Source organism: Cutibacterium modestum (assembly GCF_008326345.1).
Taxonomy (GTDB): domain Bacteria; phylum Actinomycetota; class Actinomycetes; order Propionibacteriales; family Propionibacteriaceae; genus Cutibacterium; species Cutibacterium modestum.
Genome location: NZ_BJEN01000003.1, coordinates 67,282 through 88,921, shown reverse-complemented (window position 1 = coordinate 88,921; position 21,640 = coordinate 67,282). Strand labels below are relative to the sequence as shown.

The window sequence follows — 21,640 nt, the reverse complement described above, 5'->3', positions numbered from 1 at the left end:
TAAATACCGTTGACGGCAGTTGTTTCGACGATAAGGAGAACGATGACCGACGACACGACCACAGTCCGCGGCAGCTACCTCCCGAATGCCGATGATCCCATCCCGACTACGCCGATCGCGCCATGCGCATGGGCGTCTCTCCCCCCATCGACGGTGGCGCTGCGTTCCGCAGTGTAGGCCCCGCACGCCGAGGCCGTCGTCGTCACCGAAACTTTCGATGACCGGGCAGCTCAGCCGACGGGTGACAACGACGACGAAAAGGTCCACTCAGCGAAATTCCAGCGTGTCAGCGAAGACAACGGTTACTGGTACGGCCAGGCTGCCGGGGCGAAGAAGGCCACGCCAAAGGCCTCGCGGGCCAGAACGTCGAGACTTTGCACCTGCACCCAGACAGTCACGTCTACGTCTTCCACCGCTGGGCTGACGGCGGTCCGTATGACGACGACGTGGTGACGATGAACCTCGACTCTAAGATCTGGAGCGACTGCGCCGTTGGCATGCCGGTTGCTGGGTGTCGAAGTTCAACTCCAACGCGAAGGTGTACTCAGATGTCTTCGACGGGGTGGACGTCCCAGAGTGGTTCGACGCCGTCGAGGACGACTATGACGGCCAACCGGCCTCCGTGACCCTCGCCTTGCCGCCCTACAGCGCTGTCATTGTGTCACGAGCGTAAGGGCGTCATCGCCTCTGAGGCGAGACGAAAGAAGCATCACCGAGGCGAGGAAGCCACGGTAGCTTCCCAAGCCCCAGGATGCGTCAGATCCCTCGGTCAATTTGCAGTTAAGACTAAGGGGTCCATACTTTCTTGAGTGAGTCGCAGCTATAGACGGCAAGCAGTGGCCAAGGCCACCCAGCCGATCGCTGATCCTGAACCAATCCGATCCATGAAGCCAGGGCTGGCCCTAGCCGCGTTAGGAGTCGTCTTCGGCGATATCGGCACCTCAGTCCTTTATTCCTTGCAAACGGTGTTCTCAATGGAGAACCATGCCGTACGCCCAACCCCCGAAGACGTCATGGGGATCATCTCGATGATCTTCTGGTCGATCCTGCTCGTGGTATGCGTCAAGTATGTCATCTTCGTCATGCGTGCTGACAACGACGGCGAAGGGGGCATCCTCGCCCTGATGGCCTTGGTGCGTCGTCTCATGACTAGTCACAAAGGCACTGGCATGACGGCCCTCCTCCTCGGCATCATCGGCGCTGGCCTGTTCTACGGCGATTCTTTTATCACCCCGGCGATCTCGGTGATGAGCTCAGTGGAGGGCATCACGGTGGCCAACCCGGCCGCCGAGAAGATCGTCCTACCGGCTTCCATCGTCATCCTCACTGTCCTGTTCATCGTGCAGAGACGGGGAACGTCGGCCATCGGCAAGGCCTTCGGTCCGGTGATGGGGATCTGGTTCCTCACCTTGGCAGCCATCGGCATCCCATGGATCATCCGTCATCCCGTCATCATCACGGCCCTGCTCCCACACTGGGCAATCCTCTTCGCCGTCGAACGCCCCGGCATGGCATTCATCGCGATGGGTGCCGTCGTCTTGACGATCACCGGTGCCGAGGCGCTGTACGCCGACATGGGCCACGTCGGGGCCTCGTCAATCCGGCTGGCGTGGTTCGCCCTCGTGCTGCCCTGTCTGCTCATCAACTACCTGGGCCAGGGTGCGATGATCCTGCTTCATCCCGACTGGATCGACAATCCGTTCTTCCGGTTGGCCCCAGACTGGGCAACCGTCCCACTGGTCGTCATCGCGACGACGGCCACCGTCATCGCCTCCCAAGCGGTCATCTCGGGGGCGTTCTCGATGAGTTCAGAGGCCGCCCGCCTGGGGTTGCTGCCGCGCCTGGGTGTGCGTCATACCTCAAAGTCCGAAGGCGGCCAGATCTACATCCCGGAAATCAACTGGATCCTCTTTGCCGGTGTGCTAGCCCTTATCCTCATCTTCCAAACTTCGTCGAAGTTAGCCACGGCTTATGGCCTGGCCGTCACCGGCACCTTCCTGCTGACGACGAGTCTGTTCCTAGTGTTGGCTCACCGGGCATGGCATTGGCCGATGTGGGCTCTTATCCTCTTTGGTGTCATTGTCGGTGGCGTCGAGTTATCGATTTTTTCTGCCAACCTGCTAAAGATCGCCTTTGGCGGCTGGATTCCGTTGATGTTTGCAACCATCGTCGTCATCATCATGACGACGTGGCGACGCGGTACCGCCTACATCGCCAAGCAGCGACAAGACGATGAGGGACCGCTGGACGATTTCCTCGACTGGATGCACGAGTCCAAGCCAACCCGCGTCCCCGGCCTGGCTATTTACCCGCATCCTGGGCGGGCCACAACCCCGCTGGCCCTGCTTAACAACCTCAGGTTTAACCACGTGTTGCACGAGCACAACGTCATCATCTCGATAGTGGTGGAAAACGTGCCACACGTGCGGCACGTCAACCGGATTGAGAAGGTGGACCTCGGCAGACCTACCGACGGCATCACGTACATCGCGTGTCATGTCGGGTTTACCGATTCCCAGGACGTCCCCAAGGCACTAGCTTTGGCGGCCGCTAAGTGTCCTAGTCTCAAGCATCATCTCGACGAGGCGATCTACTACCTTTCCCTAGTAGATGTGAAGCGGGACGAACCACAGCAGGGTGCGCACATGGCCGGCTGGCGCAAGATGCTTTACATCGCCATGTCGCGCAACCAAGCCGATCGCACTCGGGTCTTCCGGATACCTCGTACTCGCGCGGTGGTTATGGGTGAGGCCGTCGATTTGTGACGATCCGCTAAAACTGCCATGGTTCCCGAGACTTAGCGAGGTCTCGGGAACCATCTTTTCTCAGGGCCCACAAGTTCCAGGAATTGCGCAGCGAAGGCCCCATCAGCATTGACGACGTCGACGTCGCGACGCACTGTCTCTGCCGCGACAATGGCTTCTGACCAGGGAAGACGTTGTTTCCATTCTTTCTCGGTGTGGCCAATGGTCCAACTGTCAAAGGTGCACTCGGGATGGAACTGGACCCCCATGCGCGCTCGGCGAACCGGACGGCCTCAACCTGACCGGTGGGATCGCGCGCCAGCAGGACGGCGCCCTCGGGGAGGACGACCGCAACATCGTTGTTGAAGTGAATACCGCGGTGTCCGTCGTAGACCGACAGCAGTGGATCCTTCTCCCCGTCCGGGGTGAGGTGCATTTCGACCGGCCCGAGGCAGAGGTGGTCGGAGGTGCAGACCCGTCCTCCCAGTGCGACAGTGGCAAGCTGGTGACCCAGGCAGACGCCAAGGAAGGGCGTTCCTGCCTTCACCGTCCGGGAGATGAGCTGGCGGGTGGAAGCCAGCCACGGTGCCTCAGCGTCGTCCTGACAGCCCATGGAGCCACCCAGCACCACGAGCGCGTCGGCGTCCACAATCGGCGGCACCGGTTGGTTCCAGGCACTGACCTCGACGACGTCTGCCCCGGCGTCGCGCCACACTTGCCCGAGCCTGCCTGGACTGCAAGAGGACTCGTGAACGATGACCAAGATCCGCGTCATGGCGGAAACACTACGGATTTTCTGTAACTGTCGTGTGTCAGAGCTGTTGCAGCTGAGTGCAGTCTCGCCCGACAGGAGGCGGATTGTCGCTGGTGAGTGCCGGGTAAGCAGGGCTGCTGTCAATTTTCTCCCATGACTTGCTGGACGGTGGCGGGTCATTCCTGATCACGACATCGACGTCAATGGCACGGGCAACGGCGTCATCGTGACAAACGACAACGTTGCCGTCGTCGGCAAGTTGGACGTCGAGCTCGACGCCGTCTCAAGGTCTAGCGGCGTTGTAGCAGGAGGGAAGGGTATTTTCCAGGAATCGCACATTCGAACCACGATGGACCCACACGGTGGCCATGGGCCACTGACACTGATCGGATCGACGGCGTCAGTACTCCGAGGCACATGATTCTTTTGCCATCCTGTCGGCCTTGGCCATCGTCGTGCCGGTCATCATGTTCGTCTTTGCCTTGCTGTCGATTCTCAGGTCGAACCATCTGACGGATGTGGGCAAGGTGATCTGGATCGTCGTCTGTCTCTGCTTCCCGGTTGTTGGGCCAATCGTGTGGCTTATCGCAGGTAGAAACACAGCGTTGAGGCGAGAGCGGGTATCTAGCCCGCTTCCGCAGTGAGCCGCCTCGAGGCGACGAAACCCCGCTGCACTAGCGGAGTTTCGCTCTGCGCGCCCGGAGGGATTCGAACCCCCAACCTTCTGATCCGTAGTCAGATGCTCTATCCGTTGAGCCACGGGCGCTTTGCGCTGTGCGCGTTGTTAAACGCTACAGCTCTCGGGCTTGCAATGCAAACTCGGGCAAATCAATTCCGGACGATCCGCCTGGTAAGCGGGTTTCCGGAACACCATCTGTGGGACACCAACCCACCGATGACCCCAGGTCCAGAACCTCCCACTAGGGCACAACCAACCCGGCTACCGACCCTACAATGCACAACGCCCGGCGCCCCTTACGTAGGAGCTACCGGGCATCCGGCGGAGGTGGCGGGATTTGAACCCGCGATGGGATTACCTCCCAAACCCGCTTAGCAGGCGGGCGCCATAGACCTGACTAGGCGACACCTCCAACACGCCGTGTCAGCCTACCCTCTCAACCCCCAACCCTCCAATTCCAGAGCTCGACAACGTGCCATATCGGCTCTGGCACGCCTTCCTGACAAGGGGCATCTGTCTGTACAGACACCGAGCGCCAGTCACACTTGCTATTGACCAGCCAGGCGCTACCGCCCCGCATTGGGGGTAGAGGTTAACATGGGGTCCGCCCCATCGATTTTGTGGAAAGGGATGAGCATGGCTGACGCGTCGTACGGCGCTAACTCACCGTCTCCACGTCACGCCGCTCAACCGGACTGGACGAACGACCCGGAAGCCAACGAGGACACGCATGTCCTGCGGCGGGCGGATCTCGAGGCTGCTGTTCGGCAGCCGGCACCCTTCCCGCGTCCACGCCGCTCTGCAGCTGAACCCCCGGTCAATGCCCCGCAACCTCCCAGCGAGCCAAAATCGCGTCCCACCCCAGCCCGACGGGCTGCAACCGCGACGGCTTCGCCGGCTGGCCGCAGCCGCCGCATGCCGTCGAGGTGGAACGAGGAGGCCAAACGCAACCACGCCTTCCGCGCCTGCCTGGGATGGACCGTTCTCGGGGCCATCGTCCCCGGTCTGACTCTGTCTCGCAGTCGCGCTCCGCGTCGCCGTGTCACAGGCCTGACGATCATCGGTCTCCTCCTCATCGGGCTAACTATTGCCGTTTTCTTCGTCCTGGCTAACCCGTCAGTTGCGGCATCGATCGTCGTACGTCCCAAGTTGCTCACCGCTTTGAGCTGGGGCTTGCCGATTCTTGCCGTCGCCTTGGTGGCACTGCTGACCTTCTCTCATCTGGACCTTCGGCCTCAGGGCATCACCCACGGGCAACGCTGGGTCTCGACCATCCTTGTCACCGCGCTGTGTACCACCGTCGCGACCCCACTAGCCGTCGCTGGCCGGTATGCCTACGACGAGGCACACATGCTCGGTCGAATCTTCACCGATAAGCGATCCGGTACCCGCCCATCCATCAATTACAATCAGGACGTCAAGGCGATTTGGGCAGCCAAGCCACGAGTCAACATTCTGCTCGTCGGCGCCGACGACAGTAAGGTGCGTAATTATCGCGCCGAGAACTCCATGAACACCGATACGATCATGGTGGCGTCGATCAACACCTCCAACGGTGATACCTCGATCTTCCAGATCCCTCGCAACACCGCACGGATGCCATTTCCACCTGATTCGCCGCTTCACAGGGACTTTCCCAACGGGTTCGTCGGGAAAGATGGTAACGGTGACAATCCTGACTACATGGCTAACGAGATCTGGTCGACGGTATCAGCCCGTTACGTCGACCGCATGGGCGCGACCGACTACCCCGGAGCCGACGCTCTCAAGCTGGCTACCGGCGAGGCCCTCGGCCTCAAGATTGACTACTTCGTCATGCTTGACATCGACGGCCTTCAGAAACTCATTGATGCCCTCGGCGGAGTGTCTGTGAACATCAACGAACGCCTGCCCATCGCCGGTAACACTGAAGGTAAGAAGCCGGACGGTTACCTCGAGACTGGCCCCAACCAACACCTCGACGGCTACCATGCCATGTGGTACGCGAGGTCGCGCTCAGAGAGCACCGATTACGACCGGATGGGACGCCAGTCTTGCCTTATTAAGGCCGTTCTTGACCAAACCAGCCCGCAGACCGTATTGACTCGCTTCGAATCGATTGCTGACGCTTCCGGACAGATGGTGGTCTCCGACATCCCGCAGGGAATGCTGCCGGCCTTCGTCGACCTCGCCATCAACATGCGCGACGCCAACATCAATCGCGTCGTCTTCACCAATGGCAAGGATGGATTCATCTCTTCCCATCCGAATTATGGTCTCGTCCGCAAACAGGTACAGGCCGCTATTCATAGCGTCTCCGAGTCGAAGAACAAGAACAAGCCGGTGACGGGGGCCACGGCTGCCAAAACTCACAACACCGCCACGTCGAAGCCGATCCACAGTACGTCAAAGAAGTCCCCGCACGGCCCTACTCCACATCCGTCACCCAACAATCACGATGTCTCCCAGTCTGTGACTGACGCCTGCGCCTACAACCCGCAGCAGCCCTGACGCCCAGCCTGGTCTGCGCCAGCAGTGTACGGTTCGTCGTTCGGGATCAGTGCTGCGGAGGTGCGGTACTTCCCCGAACCACCAGCGGAGCCGGCACCATCACCGACTTCTTCGGGACTCCCTGCAACTGGGCTAGGAGTTCTTCAGCGAGACGTTGCCCAATTGCCGTGAAGTCCTGACGCACTGCCGTCATCGTCGGCCACACCACACTACCCAGGACATCATCGAATCCCACCACGGACATATCGTCAGGGACCCTGACACCCATATCGAACAGACCGACGATAACACCTGCCGCCATCTCATCGTTGCTGGCTAGCACGGCCGTCGCCCCAGCGGCCCTGAGGTAACGCGCGGCATTGCGTCCGGACGAGGCTGTCCAGTCCCCCTTGATGACATCGGGGATCTCGCAGCCGTTGGCTTCCACGCACTCTTGCCAGGCCCGACGGCGCACCGCAGCCTGGCGGGAATTGTCCGGGCCGCTAACGAAGTGAACAGTACGATGCCCCAACGCCACGAGATAGTTGACGGCGGCACGCACGCCGGGGTCTTGGTCGCACCCGACGGTCGAGAAACGGCTGCATGGAGGGCCAGCCATCACGACGGGAATACCCGGCGGTGCATCGAGTTCCTCGGGGTGGTCAAGCTCAAGCCCTTCGATGATGAAGCCGTCGACCCGCCCCGCCATGCGCTTCATCGCGTGCCGGTAAGCCCCGACGAGGTCGTCAGTGGGCTCGAGGCGATCAAGGACGACGGCGAACTCGCTGCGACGGGTAGCATCAACAATGGCTTGGACGGTCCGCAGCTCTCCGGTGCGTGAAAGGTCCGTAGCAAGGACGCCGATGGCACTCGTGCGGCCCGAGCGCAAACTCCGAGCCGCCACATTGGGCGAGTAGCCGACTTCAGCCATGGCCTTGAGGACCTTGTCAACAGTTTTCTTGCGAACGGCGTTGGAATTGTTGACGACCCGCGAGACGGTCTGCTGGGACACCCCGGCGGCCGCGGCGACGTCACCCATTGAGGGTCGAGATGACCCTCGACGCTGCTGCTCGGTCATAACTACACACTCCGCATAAGCACGTCAGCAGCCCACTTCCGGCTCCACGCATCGCCCACTTTCAGACGGCCAAGGAACGGGCGAATTCTGCCCCACAATCATTGCACCCGTAGGGCAGCCGGACCGGGGGTAACGACGTAGAACTCGGGGTGGGCGAAACCGGCTTCACGGAAGGAGCTCACGACCTGCGTGGCAACCTCGTTGCGAACGTCGCGATCAACCAGAGCAATAGCGCAACCACCGAACCCGCCGCCAGTCATCCGTGCGCCGAGAGCACCAGCATCACGAGCCGCGTCGACGGCGGTGTCCAGTTCGGGGCAGGTGACCTCGTAGTCGTCACGGAGGGAGTTATGGGAGGCGTCCATAAGCGGTCCCACTTCGCGGACCCGGCCGGTGTCGAGGAGCTTGACAAACTGGGTGACGCGGTCGTTCTCAGTGACGACGTGACGAACCCGGCTGGCCAGCTCTTCATCATCGAGAGCAGCTACAGCGGCCCCCAAGTCACCGACGTCACGCAGGCTACCGACGCCGAGGATGCGGGCAGCATTTTCGCAGGCTCGACGTCGTGCCTCGTATTGGCCGTCGACCAGCCTGTGGGGGGCGCGGGTGTCGATGACAAGCAGTTCCAAGCCGACCGCATCTAGGTCGAAGGGGACCTGACGAACCGACCAGTCGTTACAGTCGAGGAGGAGGGCGTGGCCTTCGGTAGTGCGCAGTGAAGCGGTCTGATCAAGACCTCCAGTGGGAGCCTCGGCAACATTGTTCTCCGCAGTACGGGCAGCATTAACGAGATCGGTACGGCGGGCGTCGGAGTCGGTGAGGCCAAGGTCGTAGAGGTCGGCAAGGACCAGACCGACGCCACATTCGACGGCTGCCGATGACGACAGTCCCGCGCCCAGAGGAACGCACGTGACCAGTGCAGCCTCGAATCCACTGAGGTCATGTCCGGCCTGACGCAGCGCCCAGGCGACACCACCGGTGTAGGCCTTCCAGCCGGCAACCGACCCGGGAGCGATCTCTTCAAGGGTTTCCTCCCACGTCAGGACGCTGTCGTCAAGCTGGGAGACAAGGATGACCTTGTCGTCATCGCGGCGACGAGCAGCAACGTAGGTACGGTGGGGAAGGGCAATTGGCAGACACAAACCGTTGTTGTAGTCGGTGTGCTCACCGATGATATTGACGCGACCGGGGGCCGCCCAGACGCCGTCAGGACTGCCACCAATGTGCTCGGTGAAGAGGTGATGCGCGCGAGTGGCGCCCTCCTCGGTCGACCAGGCTGTGCCGATCGTAGGGGTCTGACGATCCGCCGCCACGGCGTGGGGTACCTGCGACATGAATGGCTCCTTTGCCGGTCGAAATCCTTTGTCAACGGAGTTGAGCGTACGACGATGGCGACAGCGACGCTGGTGCTGTCTCCACTTCACTCACTCAAAATGTTTACGTACTCAAAACTACCGGGTGCGAGTGCGTTCGTGCCACACTGGGGGTCTATGGTTCCCCCCGGGGGCGACGCCAACGAGGCCGTTCTCCTCCGCACCAACCGAAAGGACCGCCCCACACACAATGCCGTTGGAGACACTCATCAACGCAGGGTTCGTTGACTATTTGATCCTGCTCATCTATTTCGTGTTCGTCCTCGGGATCGGACTGGCCGCCAGGCATCAGGTGTCCGATTCCCTCGACTTCTTCTTGTCCGGGCGCAGTCTGCCCGGATGGGTAACGGGGCTGGCATTCGTGTCAGCCAACCTTGGCGCCGTCGAGATCATGGGAATGTCGGCTAACGGAGCTCAGATCGGCATTCCGACAGTCCACTACTTTTGGATCGGCGCTATCCCCGCGATGGTGTTTCTTGGCATCGTCATGATGCCCTTCTACTACGGCTCCGGTGTGCGCTCGGTGCCAGAATTCATGCTTAACCGCTTCGGCCCCGCAGCGCACCTCGTCAACGCAATTTCCTTCGCGCTGGCCCAGCTACTTATCGCCGGTATCAACCTGTACCTACTCGGGACTATCGTCCATGCCCTGCTGGGATGGCCGCTGTGGGTCGCCCTCATTGTCGCTGCGGTGATCGTGCTCGCTTACATCAGCCTTGGTGGCTTGTCGGCAGCTATCTATAACGAGGTGCTGCAGTTCTTCGTCATCGTTGCTTCCCTGCTACCCCTTGTCATCATCGGTTTACATCGAGTTGGCGGCTGGAGTGGCCTCAAGACCAAGATCATGGCTGCTGCCAAGGCTCATCCTGGCGTCGTGACGCCGGCTGCCCAGCAGCTTCATTCCTGGCCTGGTCAGGCATTATCCGGGTTCGACAGCCCGGTGACGTCTGTCATTGGTATCACGCTCGGACTCGGATTCGTGCTGTCCTTCGGCTACTGGACGACGAATTTTGTCGAGGTGCAACGGGCGATGGCATCTGATTCTCTGTCATCTGCACGCAAGACGCCGATTATCGGGGCTTTCCCGAAGATGCTCGTGCCCTTCCTCACCGTTTTGCCAGGCATGCTCGCTGCAGTGCTTGTTCCTGAAATTGCCCGCATGAAGGCTGGCGAAAAGGTTGTTGGTGGCGCGTCAGGTGGCTTCGTCCAGTACAACGACTCAGTGCTGTTCCTCATCCGTAATCTGCTGCCAACCGGTCTGACGGGCGTGGCGATTACGGGCCTATTGGCTGCCTTCATGGCTGGTATGGCGGCGAATATTTCGGCGTTCAACACTGTCTTCAGCGTGGATATTTGGCAGCACTACATCGTCAAGGACAAGTCCGACGACTACTACGTCAAGGTGGGACGCATTGCCACGGTCATGGCGACCGTTGTCGCCATCGGAACAGCGTTCATGGCGTCCGGGTTCTCCAACATCATGGACTACTTGCAGACGTTGTTCGGATTCTTCAACGCCCCCCTGTTTGCAACGTTTATCCTCGGTATGTTCTGGAAGCGCTCAACCCCGCATGCGGGTTGGTCGGGCCTAGTCGTCGGCACACTGAGTGCCGTAACGGTGTGGGTTATGAGCCTGACGGGAACGTTTACCTTGCCAGGTCAGGGGGTGGCGTTCCTCGCTGCCACAGCCGGATTCGTTGCGGACATCATCGTCAGCATCGTGGTGTCGCTGTTTACCGAACCTAAGCCTGCGGCAGAACTGGTCAGGTTGGTGTACTCGGAGACCCCGAAGGAGCATCTCGTCGATCCGCAGGAAAAGGAGCTCCCGTGGTATCGCCGCACGGTTCCGCTCGGCATGACCGTGCTCGCCATCACCATCATTCTCAACATCATCTTCTGAGGAGCTTGTCATGTCGAACAGAACTGCTACAGCTCGCCACAATCGCCGTAAAGCCGCTCGCGCGATGGATATTCGGACCGTCATTGGTGAACTGCTCGGACTCTACGGGATTATCTTGACGATCACTGGGCTAGCGAAAGGATCTGACGCTCACGCCGACCTGTTGTCTGGGATCTGCTTGCTTGCCGCTGGGGCGGCGTTTCTGGTGTGGGTGAGACTCCGCCCAGTCAAGGTGCCGGAGGTAGTCGAGGAGGCTGACGGGTCGGCTGCAGAGAAGAAGTGAAACGACGGGCGCAGACCCGCTTCAAGCACTAGCTAACCGCTAGCTGACACCGCGTGGGCTATCCTGCACGCGAAAACCCAAGGCAGTGGCGTTCCAGAGCATCTCTGGAACGCCACTGCCTTGTTAGTCGTTATCGACGTCTCAGATGTCTTGGCAGTATCCGCGTGACTTGTCGAGGCGATGTGCGACGTCGACAGCGAGGTCGTCCATCTCTTTGGGGTCCCCGACGCCAGGACGCACGATGTGGGTACGTCCAACTTGGCCGTGGTAGAGAGTGAGACGAGAGCGTGACTCGGTGAGCGCGGCCTTCGTGACCTTGTCCCAGGTTCCGCAGCGATCCTGTCCAGCGCCATGGATGTGGTAACCCTTGTCGTCCAAATCGACGTAAAGCTTCATGTGAACCATGGACCATGCTGCAGTGACAGCCAGGGCGATACCGCAGGCGAGGACAGCGATAAAGATGATGGTCACCATCTCATGCCAGCTCTTGGCGATGCTGATAATCATGAGGACAACGCCAACAATGGACAAGATGCCAGCGATGATGAAACCACGAATAGGAGGTTCCGGCGACATGATGTGCCGAGTCGTGCCAGGTGGAAGATCCGTCACGTCCGTCCTGGGCATCCCCATCTCCCATCACTGCAAGGCTGATATGTAAAGGGCCTGGCCCTCGGGCGCTACACCTGAAGGCCAGGCTCTGTGGCGGCGAGAGTGGGATTCGAACCCACGGAGGTTGCCCTCGGCCGCTTTCAAGGCGGCTGCACTCGTCCACTATGCGATCTCGCCAACCGGGCACGTCCCGGTAATCACATCTTAGCCATGATTCATCGATCATAATTCATCGTCTCGGACGCGCACACGCTCATACATCGCCCGAACGTTGACGAGTCCGGGCGTGGGCATCGTCTAGTGGCCCTCGTTTCCAGCGCCTGGGCGACGGTAACTACGATTTGCCTCGCCCTGAAACCAGCTGCCGGCCATCATCGTCTTCCGGGTTTTGTGAGCACGCCGATGAGTTCTTTAACCGTCAGCGGCTTAGCGGATGACCTCCTTGTGATAGTCGTGCCAGACTGATCGCCTGAACGCCATTCCACGCGACACCTCGGTCATGCGTACGGTGTAGTTTCCTGGGTGCTGGTAAATATAGCCGCAATCTGGAGACTGTGCTCGCGGATCGGCATTTTCCGGGCGCGGAGTTGAATGAGCGCAGTGGATGGTTTTCTCACCAGTGTCGTAGACGGTCTCGACTCGTTTGATGTCGAGGGAAACGATGATTCCGTGCGAAGAATCACTGGAGGTGTGACGTCCTGACCCTGGATTGTGGAACCACAACGGTTGCCCCACCGCAGTGATGTTCCACTTGTTGACTGTAGGTTGCGGCTCAATGTCGACGACCGGCTTAGCAAGGTGAATACTCGTCGCAAGATTGATAGACCAGTCTCGGATTTCTTCCCGAGTTGGACCAGCAGACTCCGCAATCGCGGGACCGGGCGCCCTCTGAGAGTGGGATTTCTTAGGCCTCAAAGCCGAGGGTAGGTCATGGTGCCCTGGCCAATAGGGAACCCAGCTAGGAGACATCATCATCGAATCGCGGTACGCCTCGGTCACCGTAGGTTCGTACCGCCTCTCAAGCGCTCGAGAACGTGGTGTCTCAGACTTTCCCGGCTTGTGACTTCGATGCTTATGATAAGAGCCGCTGTATCCGAGCGTGCTATGCTTGACATTTTCCCGAATTTTAATCCGGGGCTTGTGATGGGAACCTTCATTCCGGTACCTGACCGTCACATTCCCCGTGTTTTCCATGTCCGTGATATCGATACCTTGCTCCACAAGAGCCAGCGTCGACATGAGACCGGCATGAATCGCGATAACCCCCAAGAACAAACAGATCACCCGACGCATCTATCTACACCTCTCGAGCTAGCAGCAACAGTCACAAGCGATCCATTTTCTCTAGCCATTGACATAGTGATCTGGCGTAAATTACCTCTAGACACTTCTTCACCTGACTTATCCACAAATACCCACTGGCGTTGATCTACACACGATATAAGCGTTATTAAATATGGGGGTTCTGTCTTAACACGAGACAGGGTTATATCCCCGAATCCAGCAGACTGAGGACTCACATGATGCCCTCGCCTCCTCACTTTAGCGTAGTATTCTTCGAGAATATTTTCCCACGGCCCACCTACTGTTTTCCCGAGACCTAAAGGTAAAGATTTACCCCCACCTTCCTGCTCAAAAAGCAGAGTCTGTTCCAGATACGTCTCATAAACCTTCTTCGCCTCCAAGAACAACGCATCCTGTTTCGTACCCGGGACAGGTCTTGCCGACACCTTCAAAAACTTCGGCGCCTCCGCTCTAGGCATCGGAGTCAAACTTTGTGCCGGGGCCACGCTTGCAACTGGAGTTACGCCACTCGACGAATTCCCGCCAGCTCCACACGCAATCGCCCCTAAACCGACCATGACAAGGGATGCCAAGGTCGCTATACGCCGTCGACAACATCCCGCGCTTTCACCATTCATCACCATGGCGACAATCCTGGGGGTCTGCGAAACCAGTGAGAACCCCCAGATTCAAAATCTGTGGATAAGCCCCAAAATCTGTGGACGCAACTTCCCCCTCACGTGAAATCTTTTGGGAACGCGAGGTCCTAGGCAACCTACTTACCCGCCGTGGCAGGCTTGATACATGCATGCAATCACCGTTCGCCCAACCAACAAAACCGACTCCAAGGGCCGTCATCGCCCCGGCCCCGAGTGCATCGAATGGACTGAAGTACCTACGCCCCAACCAGGCCCAGGAGAGGTCCTCGTCAAAGTTACGGCAGCCGGTATCAACCGTGGTGACCTGCTGCAGCGCCAGGGCCTTTACCCGCCGCCGAAGGGCGTCTCGGAAACCATAGGCCTTGAGGTCACCGGCACCATCTCCGCCATCGGTCCGGACGTCAGTTGGTCTGAGGGTGACAGGGTCGTTGCTCTACTCGCCGGTGGCGGCTACGCCGAATACGTCATCGTCCCCGCTGGCCAACTCCTCCCGATCCCCGAGAGCATCGACCCAGTCACAGCGTCGACCCTCATTGAGGTGGCTGCCACCGTCATCTCCAACATGGATCACGTCGGCCTAGCCAAGGGTGAGACCTTCCTCGTGCATGGCGGTGCCGGCGGCATCGGTCAGTTCGCTATCCAATACGCCAAGTCGCTCGGATGCACGGTCATCACCACCTGTGGCACCGCCGAGAAACAGGAGTTCTGTCGCAGTCTGGGCGCCGACGTGGCCCTCGACTATCACGACGACTGGGTCACCGGCGTCACGGAGGCCACCGAAGGTCGTGGCGCCGACGTTATCCTCGACGTCATGGGCGCTAAGTACCTCGGCCTCAACATCGATGCTCTCGCCACCGGCGGACGTCTCGACATCATCGGTATGCAGGGCGGCATCAAGGGAGAGCTCAACATTGGAAAACTCCTCAGCAAGCGCGCTCTCGTCACCGCTACTAGCCTGCGCCCGCGGCCCCTCGACGAAAAGGCCAAGATTTGCCAGCGGGTTCGTGAGGTCGCGTGGCCGCTGTATGCCAACGGCAGCGTTAAACCCGCCCCAGTCGAGTCCTTCCCTATGCCCGAAGCAGGCAAGGCCCACGAACGACTCGAATCCGGAGAGGTGCTCGGCAAGGTCGCGCTAACCCTCTGACCAGCCAAGAACCAGCAACTGCCCCCCCAAAAAAGCCGGCGACGGCCTGCCACGGCCCAGGTCATGGCAGGCCGTCTGGTATCCCCGAGTCCCCTAGGCATTCTGGCCCGCTTCTAACAACCTGCGTTTCGCCTGGCCATTCCTTACCTCAGCATCCCAGCCATCCCTCCACCTCAACCGACCGCATATCCATTTGGATGGTTGCATATATATGCGCTAAACTGATCGACGTGTCCAAGGTCATTACTCAGCTTCCCGTTAGCGAGCGCGTCGGCATCGCATTCTCCGGAGGTCTCGACACCTCCGTCGCCGTTGCGTGGATGCGCGAAAACGGCGCGGTCCCGTGCACCTACACTGCCGACATCGGTCAGTACGACGAACCCGACATTGCGTCAGTGCCGGGACGCGCCCTTGACTACGGCGCCGAGATCTCTCGACTGGTCGACTGCAAGGCAGCGCTCGTCGAGGAGGGCCTGAGCGCTATCGCGTGCGGCGCGTTCAACGTTCGCTCCGCCGGACGCCCTTATTTCAACACCACTCCAATCGGCCGCGCTGTCACCGGCACTCTGTTGGTGCGCGCCATGCATACCGACGGCGTCTCCATTTGGGGCGACGGCTCCACCTACAAGGGCAACGACATCGAGCGGTTCTACCGCTACGGCCTACTCGCCAACCCACAGCTGCGCATCTATAAACCGTGGCTCGACGAGAACTTCGTCGCTGAACTCGGCGGTCGTGACGAGATGAGCGGCTGGCTCACCACCCACAACCTGCCCTACCGCGACTCGAAGGAAAAAGCCTACTCCACCGATGCCAATATCTGGGGTGCCACCCACGAGGCCAAGAAACTCGAATCCCTACACATATCCATCGAGTCCGTTGACCCGATCATGGGCGTCAAGTTCTGGGACCCAGACGTCAAGATTGACACCGAGGAAGTGACCGTCTCCTTCGAGCAGGGCTTGCCCGTCGCTATCAACAACAAGGAATACGACGACAAGGTCGCCCTCGTTTTAGAGGCCAATGCCATCGCTGGTCGTCACGGCCTCGGCATGAGCGACCAGATTGAAAACCGCATCATTGAGGCTAAATCCCGCGGCATCTATGAGGCCCCAGGTATGGCATTGCTCCACATCGCCTACGAACGTCTCGTCAACGCCATCCACAATGAGGACACCCTAGCGACCTACCACAATGAGGGACGTCGTCTCGGACGGCTGCTCTACGAGGGGCGCTGGCTCGACCCGCAGTCCCTCATGATCCGTGAATCCTTGACACACTGGGTCGCCAGCGCCATCACCGGGTCGGTCACGCTGAAACTACGTCGTGGCTGGGACTACTCCATCCTCGACACCACCGGACCGAGCTTCTCATACCACTCCGAGAAGTTGTCGATGGAGCGCGTCGAGGGAGCCGCCTTCGGTCCGACCGATCGCATCGGCCAGCTCACCATGCGCAACCTCGACATCGCTGATACTCGCGAGAAGCTCGAGCTCTACTCGGCGCAAGGCCAGCTCACCAGCCACGCAGACCTTGTCGGGCAACTTGAAGCCGGAGGCGCAGCAGCCATCGCGTCCAACGACGGCGACGATGACGATGACAGCCAGAAAGCCCTCGACGCTGCCGCAATGGAATTTGGCGTTGACTGATCGATCACCTCGCGTTCGGGTCGTCCGGAATACCTGGGCGGCCCGAACGGGGCTCGTGAACCACCTCCCACTGTTAGGAATGCGACACCTTCCATAGGCACACCATCAAGTGACACACCGCTGCCATACGTAATAACCCGACGCCTCCCAACGGTTGGGATAACCAGGGCAATAACTCGCAGAACCAGCAACCGTACTCCCAGTCTTTTCAGCCGAGCTATCCCTACCGGCCGGGAGGATCCAGCCGGCGATGACCAGAAGGGGTTCTTCGGGTCCCTTTTTGACATACCCTTCGGCATACTATGTGACCCCAAAGGCCCTAATATATCCTTTTCGCCATTTTCGCTGTCGCCTTATGAGCTGGTTTCAGTATTGCTTCGTTCGCATCCGACGACAAAAGCAGCGCCTCGCTTACTGTAATGGCGATCATTTCAAGTGGGATTCGTCATTCCTCTTCATCGTCATGACGAGGACGCAGATCAAATTTGTCATCGCGCTCATCATGACCAGCGAGAACTCGTTTTCCATTCGCAAAAAGCTGCGCTAACAAGCGCAGCTGAGTGGGGGCTGTGTACCGCTTGCGCAGCCCTACCCCTGACGTAGATGACGAGCTCATACGCGGAATCGTTATAGAGTGCTTAGATGCATGGTTACCGGGATGTCATCGCCATTCGGGAGGTGTGGACGACCCTCCTGTTGTCAGCCTTTATCCGGATTCCGATTTTCAGCCTCGGAATCGTCATGAGCGTCCATGTCGTGAGCTCGCTGCACCTCGATTACGTGCGCGCCGGAGTAGTAACGACTGTAGTCACCATAGCGACCATGATTTCTGGACCCTGGCGCGGCAGTATGGTCGACCGCCACGGGTTGCGACGCACGATGTTTCCCTCACTCATCATCACGACCATCACGTGGGGCTCTGTCCTTGGCTAGGGTATTTCCCTCTTCTCGTGCTGTGCGCAATCGGCGGGCTATGGAATTACCCGATCTTCACCATCCCGCGTCAGGTTCTTATGGCAGCTGTGCCCGCATCACGGCGTCGCGCTGCATTGTCGCTCGACTCTGTGAGCGTGGAGATCTGCTACATGATCGGCCCGACCGCTTCCGTCATCGCAGCAACGACGATCGGAACCCGGAGCACCATCACGGCGTGCGGATTCATTGCCGCCATTGGAGCCGCCGGGTTGATGGTCGTCAACCCCGCGACGACAGAGCCTTCCCAGGACAATCCCGTCCCGTCTGCTGCCCGAACCCCAACCTCAGCTGCGTCAGTCGTCCAAGCGCCTCATAACCGCAAGATGGCGTGGCTGTCTCCACAGTCAGCATCGATCCTCTTCGCAGTCGTTGCCGCCGGGTTCTGCCTTGGGGGTATTGAGTTGACGACGGTCGCCGCAATGAGGTCGATGGGGCACCCCGAAATGATTGGTTGGGTGCTAGCCGCATCCGGGTTCGGGTCAGCCATCGGCGGTGTGTTGTACGGGGCCTTGCCTCGAGGTGCGTCAACTGCGCTTCTCCTCGTATTCCTGGGCACACTGACCGCCCTACCAGCCTTATCGAGCGGCCCAGCGTCAACAGCCATCTTGTTATTTGTGGGCGGGGTATTCTGCGCTCCGACGATTACGTCCTCCGTGGATGCACTGACGGATCTGGTGCCTGCGGACTCACGGGGCACCATCATCGGATGGCAGGGATCATGCCTCAACGGTGGGACGGCCATGGCAGCCCCGCTCATCGGCGCCGTTATGGACGCCAATGGCTGGCAGTGGGGTTTTCTCGTCGCCGGAATCGCAAGCGCCATTATTGGAGCCACCATATGGACGATGGGGTGGGTGATCCGGAAGCGCCAGCCCGCCTGAGCAGAGATTGAGGAAGGCATCAGGAGGCGTTTCCCCAAGCTCCCCTCACCACTCGCTCGGTGAGTCGGCAGAAATTGGCGACGACCTCCCCGCGCTCGGCTCACCGGATTGTGACCGAACTGGCTCCTTTCTCACTAGTCTCCGCAGCCTGCTCAGACTTGTGGCTCTTTTCACTATGGTCAATCGTGGCGCCAACCGGATCACTAGCAGCCCCGTTACCGGCCATTTTGTCCTTCTCCTCAGCTGCTTTCCGGTCGGCGTCAATGCGATCTCGCACCGCCGCTTCCGACGATGGGACCGATATCGTCTGTCGATTCGACTTTTCCTCCTGAGCAGCAACGGGCTCCGGAGTGTCTTTCCACTCGTCACCCAAGTAAATGATGGTGTCGTCCTCTTTGGGAGCGCTCATCTCGTTGGTGGCAACGTTCACCGAAGAAGACTTAACGACAAACATCACCACGGCGTCCGGCATGACTGCCCGGAACCCTTCCCAGTTGCGGTTCTCGTCCAGCTTGACCCGGCGTACCCGTTTGCTATTGCGCCACATTTTGTCCATCGCCGAGTGCGAAGCCGGCGGGTCAAATGCCGTCCTTGCTTTGAGGATCTGCGCGGTGCCGGTAGTGGCGTCACCGTCATTTCTTTCATCCATACGTTCTAGTTGGAAGACGTTCGCCCGTCCCAACGCACGCCGATAATGCACGGACGCAATTGAGTTGGTGTCATCGTCCGGCGTACACGCCACCATTGAGGCGATTCCTGCAAGATCCATATCTTCAGTCGCGTATTCAGATAAGAAGTCCGCAGCCTCGCATCTCAGACCGGCTTTGCGCGCCGCATACAGGTCATACGCACGTCGGGTGACGATGAGGGTCGGCACATCGAGGTCACGCAAAGTCTTGGCGGTATCAATGGCCCAGGCAGGCGAGCCCGCGAACATCACTCCTCGCGGACTCGTGGAAGCTAGCCCAAGTTTCTCGGCGAGCCTTCCGATACCCAGACCGTAAATGGCGACAGTACAAACGATCACAAGGAAGACCAACGGCACGAGCCGGTCGACCTGGCTAGCCATACCAGCGATCTGGTTAGCAAAGGAGAGCAACTGCTTGGAACGCTCAGGATCAGATCCAGCGATCTGCTTCGCCTGCTCCCGCACGTGGTTGGCGGACTCGTTGAACTGCATGGCAAAAATCGACGCCACCGACGCCGCTACGATTCCTCGCGGAGCCATGAATGACATTAGAGTGCGTTCTTGGCGAGTCGTCTCGGTACCGACCAACCCCAACAGCACCGAAGCGGGCCGGATGACGAGCACAAGCAGCGCAACGAAAATCAGGCCGGTGGGCAGGATGTTGAGGATCTGAGACGGGGTCACGCGTCCCGCAAGCATAATGAACAGCACGCCAACGAGGAGCACCTGCAAGTGCTCCTTGAATTCAATCACAGGTTCAAGCTCGAGGTTGCGCTGGTTGGCCAGGTAGATGCCGAGCATCGTAACGGCGACCAGCCCCGACTCCTCCCGAAGGACGTTAGCGCCAACGCACGTTCCAACGGCGACCCCGACGAAAATTACACCTTGTAGGAAGTCCGGGATGAGGTGCCGTCTCATCATCGCGGTGACAATCCACCCGATGGGGCCAGCGAAGAGCAGTCCGACCAACAAAGTGAACCCCAAGTCCAAGACGCCTTTTCCGATGGAGGATCCGTCGATGCTCGTAATGGCCTGGTACACCAGCAGTGCCAGGATCGCACCGAGTGGATCGACAACGATTCCTTCCCATCTCAATAGAGCACTCACTCGCCGAGTGGGGCGCAACTGGCGCAAAATAGGGTTAATAACCGTTGGTCCAGTGACGATGAGGATCGCCCCCAACAGCAGGGACACGCGGCCATCAAATCCCAACATCATCGCCGTGGCGGTAATGAGAACCCACGCCAACCCTGCGGTAACGGTGCATAACCGAAATATCGGACGCCCAAGGTCACGGACCTCGCGAAGCTTGAGTCCAAGTGACCCCTCGAAGAGGATAATCGCCACTGAGAGGTTGACACCATCGAATAGTAAGTTTCTCCCGAAGATCTCATCAGGAGTGACCCACTGCCCGAGAGCGAAACCGATCACGAGGAGGAACAGCAGCGCGGGCAGGCGTAACCGCCATCCGAGCCACTGGGCACCGACCGCGAGTACCAGTACGAGCGCCATGTATGTTGCTGCATCCACCTGGGCACTCTAACCGGGATAGCGCCAGTTTTCCCACGCAAGATTCGCGCAGAGACAAGCGGGGGGATCCACTGAAGGTGTGGACATCGTAGGCATATAGACGAAAGTCGAATGGATACGTAGCGCGCTGTCCAATAGTACAGATCCAGCTGCTCTGAAAATCAGCCCTCCTATTCGCCTCAGCTACGAAAACCCCCGAACTAAATACGTATACATCGGCCTGACAAGCACTTTTAGACGTCCAATTTGATCACCGTCAACGTCAGATGAACTTCTGAAAAGCACTTGTAACATCACTGCTAGTTGACGTCGAACACGCCGCCTTGGCCCATTAGAAAGGAGCCATCGTGAACCGGACGAACGATCGCACTCTCCCGTCCTGCGCCAACCTCAGAGCAGTGTTCCAGCATCCCCTGCTCGAAGGTGACAGCACTGCCGCTACACCTGACGAACAGCGCCTGGAACGCACTCTGCAGGCCCGCGCTCGTGCTGCCTGCTCTACGTGCCCTCTCTTTGAACAGTGCCTCCAAAACGCCATTCTCGATCACGACGTCGCTGGATTCGCCGCTGGCACAACGCCGCGTCAACGTTCCCGCATCCGGTCCTACCTCGGCGTCAGGGTGCGTCCCGACGATTTGGAGTCCTTCGCTGGAGTTATCGCTAGCGGCCACCAGGTTGTTACCCAGGACGTCATTAGGCTTCGCCAGGCTCATCCCGACCAGCCACTGAGTTTCATCGCAGACCGTCTCGGCTGCTCGCTGTCCACCGTGAAGCGGCACCTGCGTCGGGCTCGCGACGCCTCGTCGACTCCACGTCGTAAGGCGCCTTCAAAGGTCCCAACGACTCGTCTGGCTGCCGCCTACGAGTCAGTAACTGGCCGTCCCCACCCGAGCCGTGCACGGTTGGTTGCCTGAAAAACGTCACGTGTTATTCACCGC

At 59.5% G+C, this 21,640-nt stretch carries 15 protein-coding genes, 3 tRNA genes and 5 pseudogenes; 11 read left to right on the top strand and 12 right to left on the bottom strand.

What is annotated here, in order from left to right:
- Positions 1 to 42: 42 nt before the first annotated feature.
- From F1563_RS14640 to F1563_RS08590, 3 genes are all read left to right on the top strand, one after another.
- Positions 43 to 177 (top strand): hypothetical protein, encoded by a 135-nt coding sequence (locus F1563_RS14640; RefSeq protein WP_002546604.1) that lies wholly within the window; start codon positions 43 to 45, stop codon positions 175 to 177.
- A 334-nt stretch (positions 178 to 511) separates the two neighbouring features.
- Entirely contained in the window at positions 512 to 673 is a 162-nt protein-coding gene (locus tag F1563_RS13645; protein ID WP_002528218.1) for a hypothetical protein, read from the top strand.
- A gap of 211 nt (positions 674 to 884) precedes the next feature.
- Positions 885 to 2,765 (top strand): potassium transporter Kup, encoded by a 1,881-nt coding sequence (locus F1563_RS08590; protein WP_002528219.1) that lies wholly within the window; start codon positions 885 to 887, stop codon positions 2,763 to 2,765.
- Positions 2,766 to 2,797: 32 nt separating this feature from the next.
- Here F1563_RS08590 and F1563_RS08585 read toward each other — a convergent pair.
- Together F1563_RS08585 and F1563_RS14245 are read right to left on the bottom strand one after the other, a co-directional pair.
- A pseudogene (locus tag F1563_RS08585) lies at positions 2,798 to 3,519 on the bottom strand (type 1 glutamine amidotransferase).
- A 37-nt stretch (positions 3,520 to 3,556) separates the two neighbouring features.
- Positions 3,557 to 3,733, bottom strand: a pseudogene (locus tag F1563_RS14245) (hypothetical protein); the annotation flags it as partial.
- Positions 3,734 to 3,941: 208 nt separating this feature from the next.
- Between F1563_RS14245 and F1563_RS08575 the strand changes: the two are divergent.
- Positions 3,942 to 4,142, top strand: coding sequence for a PLD nuclease N-terminal domain-containing protein (locus F1563_RS08575; protein WP_002528223.1), 201 nt, complete (start codon positions 3,942 to 3,944; stop codon positions 4,140 to 4,142).
- Positions 4,143 to 4,191: 49 nt separating this feature from the next.
- Here the strand turns inward: F1563_RS08575 and F1563_RS08570 are convergent.
- Together F1563_RS08570 and F1563_RS08565 are read right to left on the bottom strand one after the other, a co-directional pair.
- Positions 4,192 to 4,264: transfer RNA gene (locus F1563_RS08570), tRNA-Arg, on the bottom strand.
- Positions 4,265 to 4,499: 235 nt separating this feature from the next.
- A tRNA-Ser gene (locus F1563_RS08565) sits at positions 4,500 to 4,589 on the bottom strand.
- Between the two features lie 224 nt (positions 4,590 to 4,813).
- On the opposite strand from F1563_RS08565, the gene F1563_RS08560 reads away from it, so the two are divergent.
- Positions 4,814 to 6,667, top strand: coding sequence for an LCP family glycopolymer transferase (locus F1563_RS08560; protein WP_308479196.1), 1,854 nt, complete (start codon positions 4,814 to 4,816; stop codon positions 6,665 to 6,667).
- Between the two features lie 46 nt (positions 6,668 to 6,713).
- Here the strand turns inward: F1563_RS08560 and F1563_RS08555 are convergent, their stop codons facing one another.
- Entirely contained in the window at positions 6,714 to 7,685 is a 972-nt protein-coding gene (locus tag F1563_RS08555; protein ID WP_002528225.1) for a LacI family DNA-binding transcriptional regulator, read from the bottom strand.
- Positions 7,686 to 7,822: 137 nt separating this feature from the next.
- The gene (galK, locus tag F1563_RS08550; RefSeq protein WP_149302649.1) at positions 7,823 to 9,058 is read right to left on the bottom strand and encodes a galactokinase; all 1,236 of its coding nucleotides are present in this window, start codon (positions 9,056 to 9,058) and stop codon (positions 7,823 to 7,825) included.
- Positions 9,059 to 9,287: 229 nt separating this feature from the next.
- On the opposite strand from galK, the gene F1563_RS08540 reads away from it, so the two are divergent.
- Together F1563_RS08540 and F1563_RS08535 are read left to right on the top strand one after the other, a co-directional pair.
- Entirely contained in the window at positions 9,288 to 10,997 is a 1,710-nt protein-coding gene (locus F1563_RS08540) for a sodium:solute symporter family protein (RefSeq protein WP_002546603.1), read from the top strand.
- A 64-nt stretch (positions 10,998 to 11,061) separates the two neighbouring features.
- On the top strand, positions 11,062 to 11,280 hold the full coding sequence (locus F1563_RS08535; protein ID WP_002528228.1) for a hypothetical protein: 219 nt from the start codon (positions 11,062 to 11,064) through the stop codon (positions 11,278 to 11,280).
- A 141-nt stretch (positions 11,281 to 11,421) separates the two neighbouring features.
- On the opposite strand, the gene F1563_RS08530 is transcribed toward F1563_RS08535, so the two are convergent.
- The 4 genes and pseudogenes from F1563_RS08530 to F1563_RS14775 form a co-directional block, all read right to left on the bottom strand.
- Complete coding sequence (locus tag F1563_RS08530) at positions 11,422 to 11,913, bottom strand: hypothetical protein (protein ID WP_002528229.1); 492 nt, start codon at positions 11,911 to 11,913, stop codon at positions 11,422 to 11,424.
- A gap of 70 nt (positions 11,914 to 11,983) precedes the next feature.
- Positions 11,984 to 12,069 (bottom strand) — tRNA-Ser (locus F1563_RS08525).
- A 194-nt stretch (positions 12,070 to 12,263) separates the two neighbouring features.
- Positions 12,264 to 12,762, bottom strand: a pseudogene (locus tag F1563_RS08520) (hypothetical protein).
- 410 nt (positions 12,763 to 13,172) lie between these two features.
- On the bottom strand, positions 13,173 to 13,769 hold the full coding sequence (locus F1563_RS14775; RefSeq protein ID WP_002528231.1) for a hypothetical protein: 597 nt from the start codon (positions 13,767 to 13,769) through the stop codon (positions 13,173 to 13,175).
- A 211-nt stretch (positions 13,770 to 13,980) separates the two neighbouring features.
- On the opposite strand from F1563_RS14775, the gene F1563_RS08510 reads away from it, so the two are divergent.
- Both F1563_RS08510 and argG read left to right on the top strand, forming a co-directional pair.
- On the top strand, positions 13,981 to 14,979 hold the full coding sequence (locus tag F1563_RS08510; protein WP_002528232.1) for an NAD(P)H-quinone oxidoreductase: 999 nt from the start codon (positions 13,981 to 13,983) through the stop codon (positions 14,977 to 14,979).
- A gap of 221 nt (positions 14,980 to 15,200) precedes the next feature.
- On the top strand, positions 15,201 to 16,628 hold the full coding sequence (gene argG / locus F1563_RS08505; protein ID WP_172623680.1) for an argininosuccinate synthase: 1,428 nt from the start codon (positions 15,201 to 15,203) through the stop codon (positions 16,626 to 16,628).
- 445 nt (positions 16,629 to 17,073) lie between these two features.
- On the opposite strand, the gene F1563_RS13640 is transcribed toward argG, so the two are convergent.
- The gene (locus F1563_RS13640) at positions 17,074 to 17,244 is read right to left on the bottom strand and encodes a hypothetical protein (RefSeq protein ID WP_172623657.1); all 171 of its coding nucleotides are present in this window, start codon (positions 17,242 to 17,244) and stop codon (positions 17,074 to 17,076) included.
- A gap of 26 nt (positions 17,245 to 17,270) precedes the next feature.
- On the opposite strand from F1563_RS13640, the pseudogene F1563_RS08490 reads away from it, so the two are divergent.
- Positions 17,271 to 18,484: pseudogene (locus F1563_RS08490) on the top strand (MFS transporter).
- Between the two features lie 45 nt (positions 18,485 to 18,529).
- Here F1563_RS08490 and F1563_RS08485 read toward each other — a convergent pair.
- A pseudogene (locus F1563_RS08485) lies at positions 18,530 to 20,684 on the bottom strand (cation:proton antiporter).
- Positions 20,685 to 21,049: 365 nt separating this feature from the next.
- On the opposite strand from F1563_RS08485, the gene F1563_RS08480 reads away from it, so the two are divergent.
- A complete protein-coding gene (locus tag F1563_RS08480; protein WP_002528238.1) occupies positions 21,050 to 21,616 on the top strand; it encodes a WhiB family transcriptional regulator in 567 nt (188 codons plus the stop codon).
- Positions 21,617 to 21,640 lie beyond the last annotated feature (24 nt).

What these genes read in the sequence shown, in the direction of transcription:
- F1563_RS08590 (WP_002528219.1), top strand. Translation starts at nt 885, where the DNA reads ATGAAGCCAGGGCTGGCCCTAGCCGCGTTAGGAGTCGTCTTCGGCGAT.
- galK (WP_149302649.1), bottom strand. Translation starts at nt 9,058, where the DNA reads ATGTCGCAGGTACCCCACGCCGTGGCGGCGGATCGTCAGACCCCTACG.
- F1563_RS08560 (WP_308479196.1), top strand. Translation starts at nt 4,814, where the DNA reads ATGGCTGACGCGTCGTACGGCGCTAACTCACCGTCTCCACGTCACGCC.
- F1563_RS08540 (WP_002546603.1), top strand. Translation starts at nt 9,288, where the DNA reads ATGCCGTTGGAGACACTCATCAACGCAGGGTTCGTTGACTATTTGATC.
- F1563_RS08555 (WP_002528225.1), bottom strand. Translation starts at nt 7,685, where the DNA reads ATGGGTGACGTCGCCGCGGCCGCCGGGGTGTCCCAGCAGACCGTCTCG.
- F1563_RS08535 (WP_002528228.1), top strand. Translation starts at nt 11,062, where the DNA reads ATGGATATTCGGACCGTCATTGGTGAACTGCTCGGACTCTACGGGATT.
- F1563_RS13640 (WP_172623657.1), bottom strand. Translation starts at nt 17,244, where the DNA reads ATGAGCTCGTCATCTACGTCAGGGGTAGGGCTGCGCAAGCGGTACACA.
- F1563_RS14640 (WP_002546604.1), top strand. Translation starts at nt 43, where the DNA reads ATGACCGACGACACGACCACAGTCCGCGGCAGCTACCTCCCGAATGCC.
- F1563_RS08510 (WP_002528232.1), top strand. Translation starts at nt 13,981, where the DNA reads ATGCATGCAATCACCGTTCGCCCAACCAACAAAACCGACTCCAAGGGC.
- F1563_RS08530 (WP_002528229.1), bottom strand. Translation starts at nt 11,913, where the DNA reads ATGGGGATGCCCAGGACGGACGTGACGGATCTTCCACCTGGCACGACT.